A 16001-nucleotide genomic window follows, 5' to 3' on the forward strand; every position below is an offset into this window, starting at 1 on the left:
TCAAAGCCTCCCGCGGGCACGTGTCCCGGCCGGCGGATGCCACGGAAAACCCCCAAGGTTTCCGTGGAACGTCCCCCAAGACGTTCCTGGCACCGCCCCATTAGACCCGTCACGACCCCGGATGGTTACGCCGAGGTCACTGTGATCTGCGTCTCCCGTGAAGGAAGTGTGGGAACGATGCGAAGGTCATCCCCTATCGGAAGGACCTCAACCGCAGGCTGTTGGTCACCACGAAGACCGAGGAGAAGGCCATCGCGGCTCCCGCGATCATCGGGTTGAGCAGGCCGGCCGCCGCCAGCGGCAGGGCGGCGACGTTGTAGCCGAAGGCCCAGAAGAGGTTGCCCTTGATGGTGGCCAGGGTCCGGCGGGAGAGCCGGATCGCATCCGCCGCCACCCGCAGGTCGCCCCGTACGAGGGTCAGGTCGCCGGCCTCAATGGCGGCGTCGGTGCCGGTGCCCATGGCCAGCCCCAGGTCCGCCTGGGCCAGCGCGGCCGCGTCGTTGACCCCGTCGCCGACCATGGCGACCGTGCGCCCCTCGGCCTGGAGGCGGCGCACCACGTCCACCTTGTCCTGCGGGAGCACCTCGGCGATCACCTCGTCGATGCCCACCTCGCGGGCCACCGTCTCGGCCGCGGCCCGGTTGTCGCCGGTCAGCAGGACCGGGGTCAGGCCCAGCTCCCGCAGTCGCGCGACCGCCTCGGCGCTGGTCTCCTTGACCGCGTCGGCCACGATCAGGACCCCGCGCGCCGCTCCGTCCCAGGCCACCAGTACCGCGGTGCCGCCCTCGGCCTCGGCGGCCGCCTTGGCCTGTGCGAGCCCCTCGGGCAGGGTGATCGACCAGTCGGCCAGCAGCCGCTCGCGGCCCACCAGGACGGCGTGCCCGTCGACCACGCCCTGGACGCCGAGCCCGGCGATGTTCTCGAAGCCCTCCGGCACGGGCAGGGCGCCCGCCCGGTCGGCGGCGGCGGTGGCCACGGCCCGGGCGATCGGGTGCTCCGAGGCGTGCTCCAGGGCCCCGGCCAGGCGCAGCAGTTCGAGTTCGTCGATCCCTTCGGCGGTGACGGCGCGGGAGAGGGTCATCCGGCCGGTGGTGACGGTGCCGGTCTTGTCGAGGACCACGGTGTCCACCCGGCGGGTGGACTCCAGCACCTCGGGGCCCTTGATCAGGATGCCGAGCTGTGCGCCCCGCCCGGTGCCGACCATCAGCGCGGTCGGCGTGGCCAGTCCCAGGGCGCACGGGCAGGCGATGATCAGGACGGCAACGGCGGCGGTGAAGGCGGCCGTCGCGTCGTCGGTGGCGAGCAGCCAGCCGGTCCAGGTGGCGAGCGCGAGGACCAGGACGACGGGCACGAAGACCCCGGAGATCCGGTCGGCGAGGCGCTGCACCTCGGCCTTGCCGCTCTGCGCGTCCTCGACCAGCTTGGCCATCCGGGCGAGCTGGGTGTCGGCCCCGACCCTGGTCGCCTCCACGAGCAGGCGCCCAGAGGTGTTGACGGTGGCGCCGGTGACGGAGTCGCCCGCGGACACCTCGACCGGGACGGATTCACCGGTCAGCATGGAGGCGTCCACGGCGGAGCTGCCCTCGACGACCGTGCCGTCGGTGGCGATCTTCTCGCCGGGGCGCACGACGAAGCGGTCGCCCACGGCGAGCTCGGCCACCGGGATGCGCACCTCCCCGCCCGCGCGCAGGACGACGACGTCCTTGGCGCCCAGTTCCAGCAGGGCCTTGAGGGCCGCGCCGGCCTTCCGCTTGGAGCGCGCCTCCAGGTAGCGGCCGAGGAGGATGAAGGTGACGACCCCGGCCGCGACCTCCAGGTAGATGGCGGAGGAGCCGTCCGTGCGGGAAATGGCGAAATCGAAGCCGTGCCGCATGCCGGGCATGCCCGCGTGGCCGAAGAACAGGGCCCACAGCGACCAGGCGAAGGCGGCGAGCGTGCCGACCGAGACCAGGGTGTCCATGGTCGCGGCACCGTGCCGGGCGTTGGTCCAGGCGGCCTTGTGGAAGGGGAGGGCCCCCCACACCACGACGGGCGCAGCCAGGGTCAGCGACAGCCACTGCCAGTTGTCGAACTGCAGGGCGGGGATCATCGCGAGCAGGACGACGGGCAGGGCGAGTGCCGCGGAGACCAGCAGGCGCTGCCGCAGGGCGGACAGCACCGGGTCGGGCGCCGGTGCCCGGTCCGCTTCCTCGCCGCCGCTTCCCCCGGCGGCCGCGGGGGCGGCAGGGGCGGGCGGCGCGGGCTCCTCGGCGGTGTAACCGGTCTTGACGACGGTCGCGATCAGGTCCGCGACCCGGACGTCGCCGCTGTAGGAGACGTGGGCCTTCTCGGTGGCGTAGTTCACCGTGGCCTCGACGCCGTCCATCCGGTTGAGCTTCTTCTCGATGCGGGCTGCGCAGGAGGCGCAGGTCATCCCGCCGATCGAGAGTTCGACCGCCGTTATCGGTCCGTCGTGCACTGTGCTGGTCATGTTCCGGCTCCAGGGGGATGGCCGGGCCGTGCGGGTCCAGTATGAGCTGGCCGGCACGGCCCGGCGGGTGCTGCGCAATGCCGCGGGTGCGGCCGAAGGGGGACGGGTGTCGCTCAGAGCCGCCCGGCGAACTCGTAGCCGGCCTCGTCCACGGCGGCGCGGACGTCCTCGTCGGCCAGCGGGGCGGCGGAGATCACGGTGACCTCGCCGGACGCGGCGACGGCCTTGACCGAGGTGACGCCCGGCAGTGCGGCGATCTCGCTGTTCACCGCGCCCTCGCAGTGGCCGCAGGTCATGCCGGTCACCCGGTAGACGGTGGTGGTCTGGGTGTCCGTCTCGGCGCTCATGTCGTTCTCCTCTTCAGCGGTGTGTCCGGTCGCCGGGGTGGCGGCCGATGCTCCCGCCGTCCTCCCGACGACCCAAGACTATACCCCTGGGGGGTATAAAGCGAGCATCGGCGTCCGGTCCCGCTCCGCCGTGGCGGGCTCAGTCCTCGCGGCGCCCCCGGTTGCCGGGCCGCCGGGCCACCCATGCGCGGACCGTGTCGGCGTACCAGTAGGGCCGGCCGCCCTCCACGTGGTCGGGCGGGGGGAGAAGCCCGTGCTTGCGGTAGGAGCGCACGGTGTCCGGCTGGACCCGGATGTGTGCGGCGATCTCCTTGTACGACCACAGCTGTCGGTCGCTCATCTGGGACACCCTCCTGGTCCACACCGCCGGGCCGGCCGGGAGGCCGTCGGGGGATCCGGCGCGCGGACGCTGACGATCACGTGCCCGGGGAACGACGCGGGCCGGGGGCCGGGGAGGGGCTGTCGACCGCCTGTGACGGAAGACCCGCGTAACGCGGACATGCGTGACACGAGGGAGACCCCCGTGACCGAAGAGTCACGGGGGCCGAAGGGGAGAACGCCGGGGGACGGGCCCCTGACTCAGCGGTACAGGGCCGGCCGGTCCGCCAGCTCCACCACCGTCCGCGCACCGGTGCGCGCGGCCGCGAGGCCCGCCTCCGAGACGGCCGCCGCCGCGTAACCGTCCCACGCCCCGGGCCCCGTCACGCGGCCGCGTGCGGCCGCGGCCACCCAGCGCCGCAGCTGCCGGTCGTAGGCGTCGGCGAAGCGCACCGTGAAGTCCTGGACGATCTCGCCGCCCCACCGGCCCGCCGCCTGCACCACCATCGCGTGGCCGTCGCCGATCCGGGCGCTGCCCGCCTCACCGACCGCCTCGCACTGCACCTGGTAGCCGAAACCGCAGTTGACGAAGATCTCCACGTCGACGACGGCCCCACCGGAGGTCTCCAGCAGCACCATCCGGGGATCGGCCAGCCCCTCGGGCGCCGCCGACGTGGGCCGCGGCGACAGCACCGTCACTGCGGTGATCTCCTGCCCCAGCAGCCAGCGGGCCGCGTCCACCTCGTGCACCACGGAGTCGCTGATCAGCATGTCGCTGGTGAAGAAGGACGGCGAGGAGGCGTTGCGGTGCCGGCAGTGCAGGAAGAGCGGACGGCCGATCCCGCCCGCGTCCAGCAGCTCCTTGAGCCGCTCGTACTCGCTGTCGTACCGCCGCATGAACCCCACCTGGACCAGGCGCCGCCCCAGCCGCCGCTCGGCTTCCATCACGCGCAGCGCCCCCTCCGGCTCCGGAGTCAGCGGCTTCTCGCACAGCACCGGCAACTCCCGCTCCAGGGCCCGCAGGATCGCCTCTTCGTGGGCGGGCCCCGGGGACGCGATCAGGACGGCCTGCACCCCGGGCGCGGCTATCGCCGCCGCCGGGTCGGTGTGCGCACTCGCGCCGTCGAGGGCGCCCGCGACCTCCTTGACCCGATCCCCGTCCGGGTCGGCCACGGCCACCACCCGGGCGCCACCGACGGTCCGCCCGAACCGGCGCACGTGGTCCGCGCCCATCTTCCCGGTGCCGATGACGGCGATGCCGAGCGTGCTGGTCATGTGGTGTTCCTTCCGGAGTGTCAGCGGGCGCCGCAGGAGCGGAGGTAGGCACGGGTACGACGGGCGATCGGCAGCGGCCGGTCGGGCGGGCAGGGATACATGTCCTGCTCCACGATGGCGAACAGGTCCACGCCCAGACGCTGGGCCGCGGCCAGTACGGGTTCCAGCGCGGGCACCCCCGACGGCGGTTCGCACATCACCCCGCGGCCCACCGCCGGCCCGAAGGGCAGCTCCTCGGCGACGACTTCGGCGAGGATCCGCGGATCGACCTGCTTGAGGTGGAGGTAGCCGATCCGCTCGGCGAACGTCTCGACGGCCTGCACGCTGTCGCCGCCGCAGTACGCGTAATGGCCGGTGTCCAGGCAGAGCGAGACCAGGGCGGGATCGGTGGCGTCCAGGAAACGGGCCACGTTCTCGGGGGTGTCGATGTGGGTGTCGGCGTGCGGGTGGACGACGATCCGCAGCCCGTACCGGTCCTGGACCTCGTGGCCGAGCCGCTCGGTCTGGGAGGCCAGGTCGCGCCACTGGGAAGCGGTGAGGGTGCGGTCCTCCAGCACCTTCCCGGTCCTGTCGTCCCGCCAGAAGGAGGGGATGACGACGAGATGGGCGGCGCCCACGGCCCGCGTCAGCGCCGCGATCCGCGACACGTGCTCCCAGGTCTCCTCCCACACGGCGGGTCCGTGATGGAGTCCGGTGAAGACCGTTCCGGCCGAGACGCGCAGGCCGCGCGCGGCCGTCTCCTCGGTGAGCCGGGCGGGATCCGTGGGCAGGTAGCCGTACGGGCCGAGCTCGATCCACTCGTATCCGGCGTCGGCGACCTCGTCGAGGAAGCGTCGCCAGGGGGTCTGCTGCGGGTCGTCGGGGAACCAGACCCCCCAGGAGTCCGGAGCCGAACCGATGCGGATACGGGTCAACGCGGGCGGGGAGGACGTCATAACGGCCACCTTAGGGTGGAGGACGAGTGGGAGGACTGACTGTGACCGGCACCGGCGATCCGTATCCGTTCGACCTGATCACGATGGGCCGGATCGGGGTGGATCTCTACCCGTTGAGGACCGGCGTACCACTGGCCGAGGCGGAGACCTTCGGCCGGTTCCTGGGCGGTTCCGCGGCCAACGTGGCCGTCGCCGCGGCCCGCCTCGGGCGGCGGACCGCGCTGATCAGCCGCACCGGTGCGGACCCCTTCGGCACGTATCTGCGCACTGAGCTGCGGGGCTTCGGGGTGGACGGCCGCTGGGTGGCCGAGGTCGCCGGGCTCCCCACACCGGTCACCTTCTGCGAGATGTTCCCGCCCGACCGCTTCCCGCTGTACTTCTATCGGCTGCCGAAGGCGCCGGACCTGGAGATCGCAGCGGACGAGGTGGACCTGGCGGCGGTACGGGCGGCCCGCGTGTTCTGGATGACGGGCACCGGCCTGAGCGAGGAGCCCTCGCGGGCGGCGACGCTGGCGGCACTGGAGGCCAGGGGCCGGACGGGCACGACAGTGTTCGACCTGGACTGGCGGCCGATGCTGTGGCGGGAGAAACCGGAGCCGTACTACGCGCGGGCGCTCGCGCACGCGACGGTGGCCGTCGGCAACCCGGAGGAGTGCGAGATCGCCACCGGCGAGTCCGAGCCGTACGCGGCGGCCCGGGCGCTGCTCGCCGCGGGGGTGGAACTGGCGGTGGTCAAGCGGGGGCCGCTGGGCGTGCTGGCGGTCCACCGCGACGGGACGACGGTGGAGGCTCCGCCGGTCGAGGTCGACGTGGTCAACGGGCTCGGCGCGGGTGACGCGTTCGGCGGGGCCCTGTGCCACGGGCTGCTGGCGGGGTGGGAGTTGGGGCGTACCGTGCGCTACGCCAACGCGGCGGGGGCCATCGTGGCCTCGCGGCTGGCGTGCTCCAGCGCGATGCCGTCCTCCCCCGAGGTGGAGGAGGTGCTGGGGCGTGCCGGTGGTGTCTGAGTGGGGGATGGAGTGGACCCGGCTGAGCGTGCTGGAGCTCGATCCGGGGGAGGCGTACCGGTTCCCGTCGGGGGACTGCGAGTGGATCGTGCTCCCGCTGTCGGGCGGCTGCGAGGTCCGCTGCCGGGTCCTGCCCGGACCCGGGGGCGCCGACCCCGCGGCGGAGCAGCACGTCTTCGAACTGCGCGGCCGCAAGGGGGTCTTCGGTGGACCCACCGACTTCGCGTACCTGCCCCGCGATGCGCACACGGAGATCCGCTCCGCCGCGGGCGGCAGGTTCGCTCTCGCGGGTGCCCGCTGCCCGCGCCGCCTGCCCCCGCGGTACGGACCGGCCGAGGGCGTGAGCGTCGAGTTGCGCGGCGCCGGCCGGTGCTCGCGGCAGGTCAACAACTTCGCCGCCGCGGGCCCGGAGGGCTTCGACTGCGACCGGCTGATCGCCGTCGAGGTGCTCACCCCCGGCGGGAACTGGTCCTCGTACCCGCCCCACAAGCACGACGAGCACCACCCCGGCGAGGAGTCCCGCCTGGAGGAGATCTACTACTTCGAGATCTCCCCCCACGGGGACACCCCCGGCCTCGGGTACCAGCGCGTCACGCCCTCCCCGGCCGGGAAGACCGACATCCTGGCCGAGGTGCGGACCGGCGACGCCGTGCTGATCCCCGATGGCTGGCACGGCCCGTCCATGGCCGTCCCCGGGCACGACATGTACTACCTGAACGTGATGGCCGGACCGGGCGGCGGGCCGCGGGAGTGGCTGATCCGCGACCACCCCGACCACGGCTGGATCCGCGACACCTGGGCGGGGCAGGACGTCGACCCCCGGCTGCCCTTCCCCCGAGCAGGAACGGAGGACCACCGATGAGGCTCACCGTCGCCCAGGCGCTCGTACGCTTCCTCGCCGCCCAGTACACCGAGCGCGACGGCCGCCGCCACCGGCTGATCGCCGCCACCTGGGGGATCTTCGGGCACGGCAACGTGGCCGGCATCGGCCAGGCCCTGCTGGAGACCGGCGGGACCGGGCCCGGCGCCATGCCCTTCCTCCAGGGCCGCAACGAACAGGCCATGGTGCACGCCGCCGTCGGCTACGCCCGCCAGAGCGGCCGGCTCTCCACCCACGCGGTCACCACGTCCATCGGCCCCGGTGCCACCAACCTCGTCACCGGCGCCGCCCTCGCCACGATCAACCGGATCCCGGTCCTCCTGCTGCCCGGTGACACCTTCGCGACCCGGCCCGCCGATCCGGTCCTCCAGCAGCTGGAGGTCCCGTACGCCGGTGACGTCTCCGTCAACGACGCCCTGCGGCCCGTCTCCCGCCACTTCGACCGGGTCACCCGGCCCGAGGCCCTGATCCCGGCCGCCCTCCAGGCCGTACGCGTCCTCACCGACCCGGTGCAGACCGGCGCCGTCACCCTCGCGCTGCCGCAGGACGTGCAGGCGGAGGCCTACGACTGGCCCGCGGAGTTCTTCGCCGAGCGCGTCTGGACGGTGCGCCGTCCGCGGCCCGACCGCGCCGAACTCGCAGCCGCCGCGGACGCCGTACGGCGCGCCGCGCGCCCGCTGGTCGTCGCCGGCGGCGGAATCCGGCACAGCGCGGCCCAGGACTCCCTCGCCGCCCTCGCCGAGGCCACCGGGATCCCGGTGGCCGTCACGCAGGCGGGCAAGGGCGTGCTGCCTCACGGCCATCCCGCCGACGTCGGCGGGATCGGCCACACCGGAACGGCCACCGCTGCCGCTCTCGCCCGGGAGGCCGACCTGGTCCTCGCCGCCGGGACCCGGCTCAGCGACTTCACCACCGCCTCGGCGACCCTCTTCCAGAACCCGGCCGTCCGGTTCGTCGGGCTCAACCTGGATCCGTACGACGCCCACAAGCTCGCCGCCCGCCCGCTGGTCGCCGATGCCCGCGAGGCCCTCGACGCCCTCCGGGAGGCGCTGGCCGGCCACCGCGTGGACGCCGGCTACGAGGCGGCGTACCGGCAGGAGGCCGCCCGCTGGGAGGCCCGCGTGGACCGGGCCTACGCCGTACCCGCGCCCGAGGAGGAGCTCCCGCCCACCCAGGCCCAGGTGCTCGGGCTCCTCGACCGCCTCGTCGACGGCTCCGACATCCTGGTCAACGCGGCCGGCTCGCTCCCCGGTGACCTGCACAAGCTGTGGCGGGCCCGGTCCGCGGACCAGTACCACCTGGAGTACGGCTACTCCTGCATGGGCTACGAGATCCCGGCCGCCCTCGGGGTCGCGCTCGCCGCCCCCGGCCGGCCCGTGTGGGCGCTGGTCGGCGACGGTACCTACCTGATGAACCCGACCGAGATCGTCACCGCCGTCCAGGAGGGCGTCCCCATCAGGGTGGTCGTCCTCGACAACCACGGCTACGCCTCCATCGGCGGCCTCTCGGGGGCGGTGGGCGCCGAGGGCTTCGGCACCGCCTACCGCTTCCGGGCGTCCGACGGCGCGTACACCGGAGACCCCCTCCCGGTGGACCTGGCCGCCAACGCGGCCTCTCTCGGAATGGCCGTGATCCGCGCCCACACCGTACGTGACCTGCGGGAAGCCCTCGCCGAGGCCCGTTCGGCGACGCGCCCCACATGTGTCTACGTACAGACCCGAACGCCCGACACTGTGTCGGGCCCACCCCCGGCACCGGCGTGGTGGGATGTTCCTGTGGCCGAGACCGCGACCCGCAAGGCGGCGTCCCGGGCCCGTGAAGAGTACGACCGGCAAGCCGCGCAGCGACGTCGCCATCTGTGAAGGAGCAATAGGCATGAAGACCGTCAACCACTGGATCGGTGGCAAGACCGTCGAGGGCGCGTCGGGCACCTACGGTCCGGTCACCGACCCGGCCACCGGCGAGGTCACCACGCAGGTCGCCCTCGCCTCGGCCGAGGAGGTCGACGCCGCGGTACAGGTCGCCAAGGAGGCCTTCCTGTCCTGGGGCCAGTCCTCGCTGGCCGCCCGTACCAAGGTGCTGTTCGCCTACCGGGCCCTGCTCGACGCCAACCGCGACGCCGTCGCCGAGCTGATCACCGCCGAGCACGGCAAGGTCCACTCGGACGCGCTGGGCGAGGTCGCCCGCGGCCTTGAGATCGTCGAGCTGGCCTGCGGGATCACCACACAGCTCAAGGGCGAGCTGTCGACGTCGGTCTCCAACCGGGTGGACGTGGCCGCCATCCGCCAGCCGCTCGGCGTCGTCGCGGGCATCACGCCCTTCAACTTCCCGGCGATGGTCCCGATGTGGATGTTCCCGCTGGCCATCGCCTGCGGCAACACCTTCGTCCTCAAGCCGAGCGAGAAGGACCCGTCGGCGTCCAACAAGCTGGCCGAGCTGATGGCCGAAGCCGGTCTGCCGGCCGGCGTACTGAACGTCGTCCACGGCGACAAGGCGGCCGTCGACGCGCTGCTCGCCCACCCCGACGTGGCGGCCGTCTCCTTCGTCGGCTCCACGCCGATCGCCCGCCACATCCACACCACCGCCTCCGCCCACGGCAAGCGCGTGCAAGCGCTCGGCGGTGCCAAGAACCACATGCTGGTCCTGCCCGACGCCGACCTGGACGCGGCCGCCGACGCGGCGGTCTCCGCCGCCTACGGCTCGGCCGGTGAGCGCTGCATGGCCATCTCCGCCGTCGTCGCCGTCGGCTCCATCGGCGACGCCCTCGTCGACAAGATCCGCGAGCGGGCCGAGAAGATCAAGATCGGCCCCGGCAACGACCCGGCCTCCGAGATGGGCCCGCTGATCACGGCCGCCCACCGCGACAAGGTCGCCTCGTACGTGAAGGGCGCGGCGGCGCAGGGCGCCGACGTGGTCCTGGACGGCACCGGATACACGGTCGAGGGCAAGGAGAACGGCCACTGGATCGGCCTCTCCCTGCTCGACCACGTCCGCACCGACTCCGACGCCTACCGCGACGAGATCTTCGGCCCGGTGCTGTGCGTCCTGCGCGCCGAAACCTACGAAGAGGGCGTGGCCCTCATCAACGCCTCGCCGTTCGGCAACGGCACCGCGATCTTCACCCGCGACGGCGGCGCCGCCCGCCGCTTCCAGTTGGAGATCGAGGCGGGCATGGTCGGCGTCAACGTCCCGATCCCGGTGCCGGTGGGCTACCACTCCTTCGGCGGCTGGAAGGACTCGCTCTTCGGCGACCACCACATCTACGGCAACGACGGCATCCACTTCTACACCCGCGGCAAGGTCGTCACGACCCGCTGGCCGGACCCCTCGGACGCCCCCGCCGGCGTGGACCTGGGCTTCCCGCGCAACCACTGATCCACGCCCCCGCCCCCCGCGACCTCACCGCGGGGGGCGGGTTCCGTGTTGCGGCGGGTCAGAACCTCGACCAGACGTCCGACGCGGCCGCGCCGGCCCGGACCGCGTCGCCGTGGCCGTAGCCCGGGACCACGTCGAAGGAGACGTGCGCGTTGCCGCCCGCGCGGATCAGCTCCGCACCGCGCGGGTGGTCGCCCCGGCCCAGCTCGGTGTTGAGCCAGACCACCTCCGCGGTGATGCGGTTCCAGGCGATCCGGTACGTGTCCTCGTCGCCCGCCCAGACCGCCGCCAGATCCCGCAGCAGCGCCGCCGGAAGCAGGCCGCTGCCGAGGGCCGCGGTCGCCGCATGCCAGGTCGCCAGAGAGGTCCGGGTCAGGGCGAAGCGGTCCTCGGCGGGAGTCGCTCCGAAGTCGTAGGTCCCGGCGGAGCGCCCCTGGGTGTGGATCCAGTTCGTGGGCCCCGGAAGCGCGGCCGTGCGGATCAGGGCGAAGTGGGCGAGTCCGGCCTGGGTGAAGCGCAACGTCCGGTCCGGCGGCCACGGCGCCGGGGAGACGCCGTCCGGATCGGCCACCGCCTTCGAGATCAGGGCCGCGAGCCCCGGATCGACCCCGGGGACGCCCTGTGCGAGCTGGGTGGCGTACGCGTCCCGGGCGTCGGCCGCCCGCAGCGCGAGATCGCCCGTGTAGGGCCCGGTCGTGTCCAGGGCCACCACCCGGCGCAGCCGGGGCGAGGCGTCGTGCGAGGCCGCGTCCAGCGCGAGGGCGGCCCCCGCCGCGTGCCCCACGTACGCGTAGGGGAGTCCCAGTTCGCAATCCAGCGCGTCCACCACCCGGGCGAGGTCCCGGCGGTGCGCTTCGAGGCCCCAGGCGGCGGAGACGTCGGCGGGAGCGGCGGCGTCCTCGCGCGGGGTGACCCCGACGACGAGCAGGCCCCGGCGGCGCAGCGTGTGGGCGAGGTTGCGCTCACCCCGGCCGCCCTCGGTGACCACACCATGCGGAGCGCCCGCATTGGCCGGAATGATCGGAGTGATCGGAGTGAAGAATTCCGCCGCGAAGTTCAGTCCGCCGCCGGGCAGCAGGTACGCGATCCCCTCCGGTTCCCGGGCCGTGTCCGCGACCACGTCCACCGTGACGGGGGCCGGGCCGCCGTCGTCGAGCGGGAGGGTGAGGCGGATCCAGCCGTCGCCGGGCAGGTAGGCAGCGGTGCCGGTGCCCAAGGCGCGCTCGATGCGGGTCAGCAGTCCGATGCCCCCGGCCGCGTCGCCGTGCTGTCGTTCCCTCACAGGTGTCCCCCTTGAGCCGGTGATGGCCGAATACCGTCACCTGGGGACACCCTTGCCGGTCAGCGCCTTCCAGCCAAGTCCAGGACGGAATCATCCTGTTCGCTCTCGGCGCGACGGCGGCCGCGCAGCACCCGCACGGTGATGCCCGCGCCCGCCAGGACCAGCAGCAGGCCGGCGGCCGGCCAGGGAACGGCGACGAACTCGGTCTCGGACCGGGAGGTGAGACCGGGGTGGGCGGCGGCACCCGCCGTGACTCTGACGGTCACCCGGTCCGACTGGGGCGCGTCCGGCCACGGTTCGGTCAGCTCGATCCGCCGGCCCGGCAGCAGCGTCAGCTTCAGTTCCCGTGCCGGCCGGTCCAGCACCCGGCGGCCGAACAGTCCCTCCGCGGACACCGCCACCGTCGGCTCGACCACCACGTTGCCACGGTTGACGAGCGTGTAGCGGACCGTGGCGCGGGCCTCCCGCACCCAGGGCAGCAGCGGCGCGGACCGGGTGACCCGCACGTCCTCCACGCTCAGCCCGGGCGTGACGGGACCCGGCACCCGGAAGTACAGGCGGGCGCCCACCGAACGCCGCACCCCGACCTGGACCTTGCCGTCCTGCTGTACGCCTTCCACCGCAGTGCCCAGGGCCACGATCCCGCCCACGTGGTCACCGGGCGTCGCGTCCGCCGGGACCCGCAGGGTGAAGGGGATGTCCTTGCGGCCCCCGGCGGGAACGGTGACGTTGCCCGCCGTCTCCGGCGCCAGGGTGATCCACGCGCCGACGTCCTCCGGCGCCGTCTCCACCGGCAGTAGCGCGAACGCGCCGCCGTCGGTGGTGTTCACGGCATCGGTGGCGAAGATCCGGAAGGTCAGGTCCCGGTCCGAGGAGTTCAGCACCGTCACGCTGTCGGAGAGAGTGGTCCCGGCCGCGCCCTGGTGGAAGAAGTACCCACGGCCGGTCATGGCAGCGCCGGCCGATGGCGTCGGGAACACCGCCCATGTGCCGTTGTCCGCGGCCGCCGCCGGGCCCGCCGCCAGCGGGCCGGCGCCCAGCAGCAGCCCGAGGAGCAGGCAGCTGAGAAGCAGACCGGGGAGACCGGTGCGGGTGCGGGTGCGGGAGTGGCCGGGTATGCGCGTGCGGGAGCGGCCGGGCGTGCTGCTGCGGGTGGGCATGGGCGGTCTCCAGGCGGCGCGGAGAAGGGGAGGGGGTGGTGCGGCGCCGGAGCGCCGCACCACCCGGGCGGAGCGGGCCGTACGGGTGCCGGTCAGGCGATCGAGAAGGTCACGACCGTCTGGTAGGTGTCGGCGAACATGAACGCCGGGAGCTGGATCATCCCGGCGCCGCCGACGGCGAACTCGCCACCGGTCAGCTCGTCGCCCCCGGCGGCCTGGGAAGCCACCTTCATCGGGACGTCGGTGATCGCGCCGGGCGTGCCCGCGGTGCAGGTGCTCGGGCTGTCCGGGTTGGTCACGGTGCAGGTCGGCTGGATGCCGATCTGCGCCTTCGGCATCGAGTGGCCGGTGGTCTGGTTCAGGAACGGGGTGCGGGTGGCCGTCACGTCCCAGCCGAGCGAGCCGCCGCGGAAGTCCTGGACGGTCGCGGCGTTGAAGACGCCGACCACCGACTGGGCCTTGCCGTTGATGGTGACCGAGCCGAAGCTGACCGCCGGCTGGCCGTCCTTCGGGCCCAGGGCGAGCGGTCCGGGAAGGACCTCGACGTCGACCGGGTTCTTCACGCCCGGCTGCTCCTCCACGAACACGAAGGCCTTGTACGGAGTGATCGAACCATCGATCCTGATCGCGTCGGCCTTCTTGGTGATCGTGATGTCGCAGGTGGCGGCGCCGGAGGCGTCCGCGGTGCCGGTACCGGTGTCGCCGGTCACCGCCCCGGCGAGCAGTGCGGAACAGGTGACCGCGCCGGCCGGGAAGTTGGCGCCGCCCACGACGACGGCGGTGCCCGCCGGGCCGCTGTTGGGTGTCAGCTTCGTGGTGACCGGGTCCTTGGGCAGGGCCTCGACGGCGACCGATCCGAGCGAGGCGCTCGGGCGGGGCGCCGGGGTGCAGGTGGTGGTGAAGACCGACCCGGAGAGGTCCGCGTCGGTCACCGCCAGGTCGAGGGCGACCTGGACGGTCGTCCCCTCGGTTCCGTCCGGGATCTTGATGGTCCCGGAGAACGGCTTGGGGTCGAGCGGCTGCCCGGCCACGACCGACACGGTCTCCGGCGGGCTGGTGACCACCTGGGTGGTCGTACCGACCTTGAGGGTGATCCTGGTCGTGTTCACCGTGGTGACGGAGAACGACGGGATCAGGGGGCTCGCACCCGGGTCGATCGTGATCGGGACGACGTCGCCGGCCTTGGCGCCGTCGGGCAGCGTGACCGTCCAGTCCTGGTTGCCCGAGCCGTCCGGCTGCGGAGCCGGGGCGTCGCAGTTCTCGAAGACGGCGGTGGTCTTGGTCGCGGCCTGCGCGGAGCCCGCCAGGCCCACCACTGCGCCGGTCAGGGCCAGCGACAGGGCCCCCGCCCCTGCCAGCACCTTGCGTAGATGCGTTCTCGTAGTCACTGGGTCGCGACTCCTTCGTCATGACGAACCCTCCCCCCACCCGCTGTGTGGGGGAGGCCGAGCCGGTGCGGTGGCCGATATTGACGCGTCATGGTGATGAGAAGTCAATGGCTTGCTTTCCCCTGAAGCACACACACATTGATGGGCCATCAGAGAGAGGGCGATGGCCCATCGCATACCGACCGGTCGGGGTGGACCGGTGCCGGTCTGCCGCCGTCGGCCGAAGTCAGTTCGGGCCGGCGGCGACGTGCAGCAGCCGGTTGGGGGTGCCGGCCGGCAGTCCGGTGATCCGGTCGCGTACGGCGTCGCGCACCAGCACCTCGGACACCTGCGCCGGGGTGCGCGCCGTACCGGCGGCCAGGAGCAGCGCGGCGGCGCCCGCCACGTGCGGGGCGGCCATCGAGGTGCCGGAGGAGCGGGCGGTGGCGGTGGCGGAGCCCTTCCAAGCGGAGGTGACGGCCACTCCCGGTGCGAACAGGTCCACGCAGGAGCCGTGGTTGGAGAACGCCGCGCGGCGGTCCGCGGCGTCGGTCGCGCCGACGGTGAGGGCCTGCGGGACGGAGGCGGGGGATCCGCCGCAGGCGTTCCGGCCGTCGTTGCCGGCGGCGGCGACGAAGGTGACCCCGGAGGACACCACCCGTACGACGGCGGCGTCGAGGGCGCGGCTGCGGCTGCCGCCCATGCTCATGTTGGCCACGGCCGGGGTGCCCGGGGTGCGGGCGGCGTCCCGCACCACCCAGTCGAGCCCCTTGATCATGGCCGAAAGGCGCCCGTCGCCGCGGCAGTCGGCCACTTTCACCGAGACGAGCGCGACGCCCTTGGCGACCCCGTAGGTCTTCCCGCCCACGGTTCCCGCGACATGCGTGCCGTGACCGTTGCAGTCGCGGGAGCTCTCCATGAACACCGCGTTGTGTCCGGTCCGGGCACGGCCCGTGAACTCCTGGTGGCGGGTGTTGATGCCGGTGTCGAGGACGTAGACGGTGACGCCTCCGGCCTTCGTGGCGTACGTGTACGAGCCGTCCAGCGGCAGTTCGCGTTGGTCGATCCGGTCGAGGGGCCAGGGGGCGGGCGCCTGCGACTGCGTCTGCGGTGTGTCGGCGGTGCCGGTGACGTGGAAGACGGCGTCCGGCTCCACGAAGGCCACCCGGGGGTCGGCGGCCAGGGCGGCGGCCCGCGCGGCGGTGGTGCGGACGGCGAAGCCGTTCAGAGCCGCCTCATAGACGGGACCGACCACGTCCCCGGCGTCCGCGGCCTCGGCGGCGAGCGCGCGGGTCGGGGCGCGGGAGGCGGTGTCCTTGAGGACGACGACATAGGGGGCGGTGGAGTCAGGGCCGGAGGCGGAGGCGGGGCCGGGCCCGGGGGGTGGGCCGGTGACGGCTGCCGCGAGCAGGGCGGCCGCGGGCAGGAGCGTGGCGAATGCGGTGGGGGTCATGCGCCCGATGCTCCGTCAGGGGTGGCGCGGGCGCGCGGAGGGTGCGCCGAGTGGGCTCACGACACGCCGCCTCCGGGGGCGGCCCGTGCCGTGTGGACCGGGGGCGGGTCCGCAGCGCCCCGATCCCCACGA

Annotated in this window: 13 protein-coding genes; 4 read left to right on the forward strand and 9 right to left on the reverse strand. The window is 73.5% G+C overall.

What is annotated here, in order from left to right:
* Positions 1 to 193: 193 nt before the first annotated feature.
* The 5 genes from AW27_RS21600 to AW27_RS21620 form a co-directional block, all read right to left on the reverse strand.
* Complete coding sequence (locus AW27_RS21600) at positions 194 to 2470, reverse strand: heavy metal translocating P-type ATPase (protein WP_037923551.1); 2277 nt, start codon at positions 2468 to 2470, stop codon at positions 194 to 196.
* A 113-nt stretch (positions 2471 to 2583) separates the two neighbouring features.
* Positions 2584 to 2817: a heavy-metal-associated domain-containing protein gene (locus AW27_RS21605; RefSeq protein WP_037923552.1), complete on the reverse strand. Its 234-nt coding sequence runs from the start codon at positions 2815 to 2817 to the stop codon at positions 2584 to 2586.
* Positions 2818 to 2956: 139 nt separating this feature from the next.
* Positions 2957 to 3157 carry a helix-turn-helix transcriptional regulator gene (locus AW27_RS21610; RefSeq protein WP_037923554.1) on the reverse strand — a complete coding sequence of 67 codons (201 nt, stop codon included), beginning with the start codon at positions 3155 to 3157 and terminating at the stop codon, positions 2957 to 2959.
* Positions 3158 to 3396: 239 nt separating this feature from the next.
* Positions 3397 to 4410: a Gfo/Idh/MocA family protein gene (locus AW27_RS21615; RefSeq protein WP_037923555.1), complete on the reverse strand. Its 1014-nt coding sequence runs from the start codon at positions 4408 to 4410 to the stop codon at positions 3397 to 3399.
* Between the two features lie 20 nt (positions 4411 to 4430).
* Positions 4431 to 5345, reverse strand: coding sequence for a sugar phosphate isomerase/epimerase family protein (locus tag AW27_RS21620; protein WP_037923556.1), 915 nt, complete (start codon positions 5343 to 5345; stop codon positions 4431 to 4433).
* Between the two features lie 83 nt (positions 5346 to 5428).
* Between AW27_RS21620 and iolC the strand changes: the two genes are divergently transcribed.
* The 4 genes from iolC to AW27_RS21640 are packed head-to-tail and all read left to right on the forward strand — an operon-like array spanning position 5429 to position 10607.
* Positions 5429 to 6352: a 5-dehydro-2-deoxygluconokinase gene (gene iolC, locus AW27_RS21625; RefSeq protein ID WP_052030992.1), complete on the forward strand. Its 924-nt coding sequence runs from the start codon at positions 5429 to 5431 to the stop codon at positions 6350 to 6352.
* 7 nt (positions 6353 to 6359) lie between these two features.
* Positions 6360 to 7214, forward strand: a complete 855-nt coding sequence (gene iolB, locus AW27_RS21630) for a 5-deoxy-glucuronate isomerase (RefSeq protein ID WP_037923559.1) — start codon at positions 6360 to 6362, stop codon at positions 7212 to 7214.
* Positions 7211 to 9094, forward strand: coding sequence for a 3D-(3,5/4)-trihydroxycyclohexane-1,2-dione acylhydrolase (decyclizing) (gene iolD, locus AW27_RS21635; RefSeq protein WP_037923560.1), 1884 nt, complete (start codon positions 7211 to 7213; stop codon positions 9092 to 9094). Before iolB ends, iolD begins: the two co-directional genes overlap by 4 nt.
* A 13-nt stretch (positions 9095 to 9107) precedes the next feature.
* Positions 9108 to 10607: a CoA-acylating methylmalonate-semialdehyde dehydrogenase gene (locus AW27_RS21640; RefSeq protein WP_037923561.1), complete on the forward strand. Its 1500-nt coding sequence runs from the start codon at positions 9108 to 9110 to the stop codon at positions 10605 to 10607.
* Between the two features lie 58 nt (positions 10608 to 10665).
* On the opposite strand, the gene AW27_RS21645 is transcribed toward AW27_RS21640, so the two are convergent.
* The 4 genes from AW27_RS21645 to AW27_RS21660 form a co-directional block, all read right to left on the reverse strand.
* Positions 10666 to 11889: a hypothetical protein gene (locus AW27_RS21645; protein ID WP_037923562.1), complete on the reverse strand. Its 1224-nt coding sequence runs from the start codon at positions 11887 to 11889 to the stop codon at positions 10666 to 10668.
* Between the two features lie 59 nt (positions 11890 to 11948).
* Complete coding sequence (locus AW27_RS21650) at positions 11949 to 13049, reverse strand: WxL protein peptidoglycan domain-containing protein (protein ID WP_063890608.1); 1101 nt, start codon at positions 13047 to 13049, stop codon at positions 11949 to 11951.
* 92 nt (positions 13050 to 13141) lie between these two features.
* Positions 13142 to 14437 carry a hypothetical protein gene (locus AW27_RS21655; RefSeq protein WP_236647695.1) on the reverse strand — a complete coding sequence of 432 codons (1296 nt, stop codon included), beginning with the start codon at positions 14435 to 14437 and terminating at the stop codon, positions 13142 to 13144.
* Positions 14438 to 14663: 226 nt separating this feature from the next.
* Complete coding sequence (locus AW27_RS21660) at positions 14664 to 15869, reverse strand: S8 family peptidase (RefSeq protein WP_078556650.1); 1206 nt, start codon at positions 15867 to 15869, stop codon at positions 14664 to 14666.
* Positions 15870 to 16001 lie beyond the last annotated feature (132 nt).

It is taken from the genome of Streptomyces sp. PCS3-D2 (genome assembly GCF_000612545.2).
Taxonomy (GTDB): domain Bacteria; phylum Actinomycetota; class Actinomycetes; order Streptomycetales; family Streptomycetaceae; genus Streptomyces.

What these genes read in the sequence shown, in the direction of transcription:
- AW27_RS21600 (WP_037923551.1), bottom strand. Translation starts at nt 2,470, where the DNA reads ATGACCAGCACAGTGCACGACGGACCGATAACGGCGGTCGAACTCTCG.
- AW27_RS21605 (WP_037923552.1), bottom strand. Translation starts at nt 2,817, where the DNA reads ATGAGCGCCGAGACGGACACCCAGACCACCACCGTCTACCGGGTGACC.
- AW27_RS21610 (WP_037923554.1), bottom strand. Translation starts at nt 3,157, where the DNA reads ATGAGCGACCGACAGCTGTGGTCGTACAAGGAGATCGCCGCACACATC.
- AW27_RS21615 (WP_037923555.1), bottom strand. Translation starts at nt 4,410, where the DNA reads ATGACCAGCACGCTCGGCATCGCCGTCATCGGCACCGGGAAGATGGGC.
- AW27_RS21620 (WP_037923556.1), bottom strand. Translation starts at nt 5,345, where the DNA reads ATGACGTCCTCCCCGCCCGCGTTGACCCGTATCCGCATCGGTTCGGCT.
- iolC (WP_052030992.1), top strand. Translation starts at nt 5,429, where the DNA reads ATGGGCCGGATCGGGGTGGATCTCTACCCGTTGAGGACCGGCGTACCA.
- iolB (WP_037923559.1), top strand. Translation starts at nt 6,360, where the DNA reads ATGGAGTGGACCCGGCTGAGCGTGCTGGAGCTCGATCCGGGGGAGGCG.
- iolD (WP_037923560.1), top strand. Translation starts at nt 7,211, where the DNA reads ATGAGGCTCACCGTCGCCCAGGCGCTCGTACGCTTCCTCGCCGCCCAG.
- AW27_RS21640 (WP_037923561.1), top strand. Translation starts at nt 9,108, where the DNA reads ATGAAGACCGTCAACCACTGGATCGGTGGCAAGACCGTCGAGGGCGCG.
- AW27_RS21650 (WP_063890608.1), bottom strand. Translation starts at nt 13,049, where the DNA reads ATGCCCACCCGCAGCAGCACGCCCGGCCGCTCCCGCACGCGCATACCC.
- AW27_RS21660 (WP_078556650.1), bottom strand. Translation starts at nt 15,869, where the DNA reads ATGACCCCCACCGCATTCGCCACGCTCCTGCCCGCGGCCGCCCTGCTC.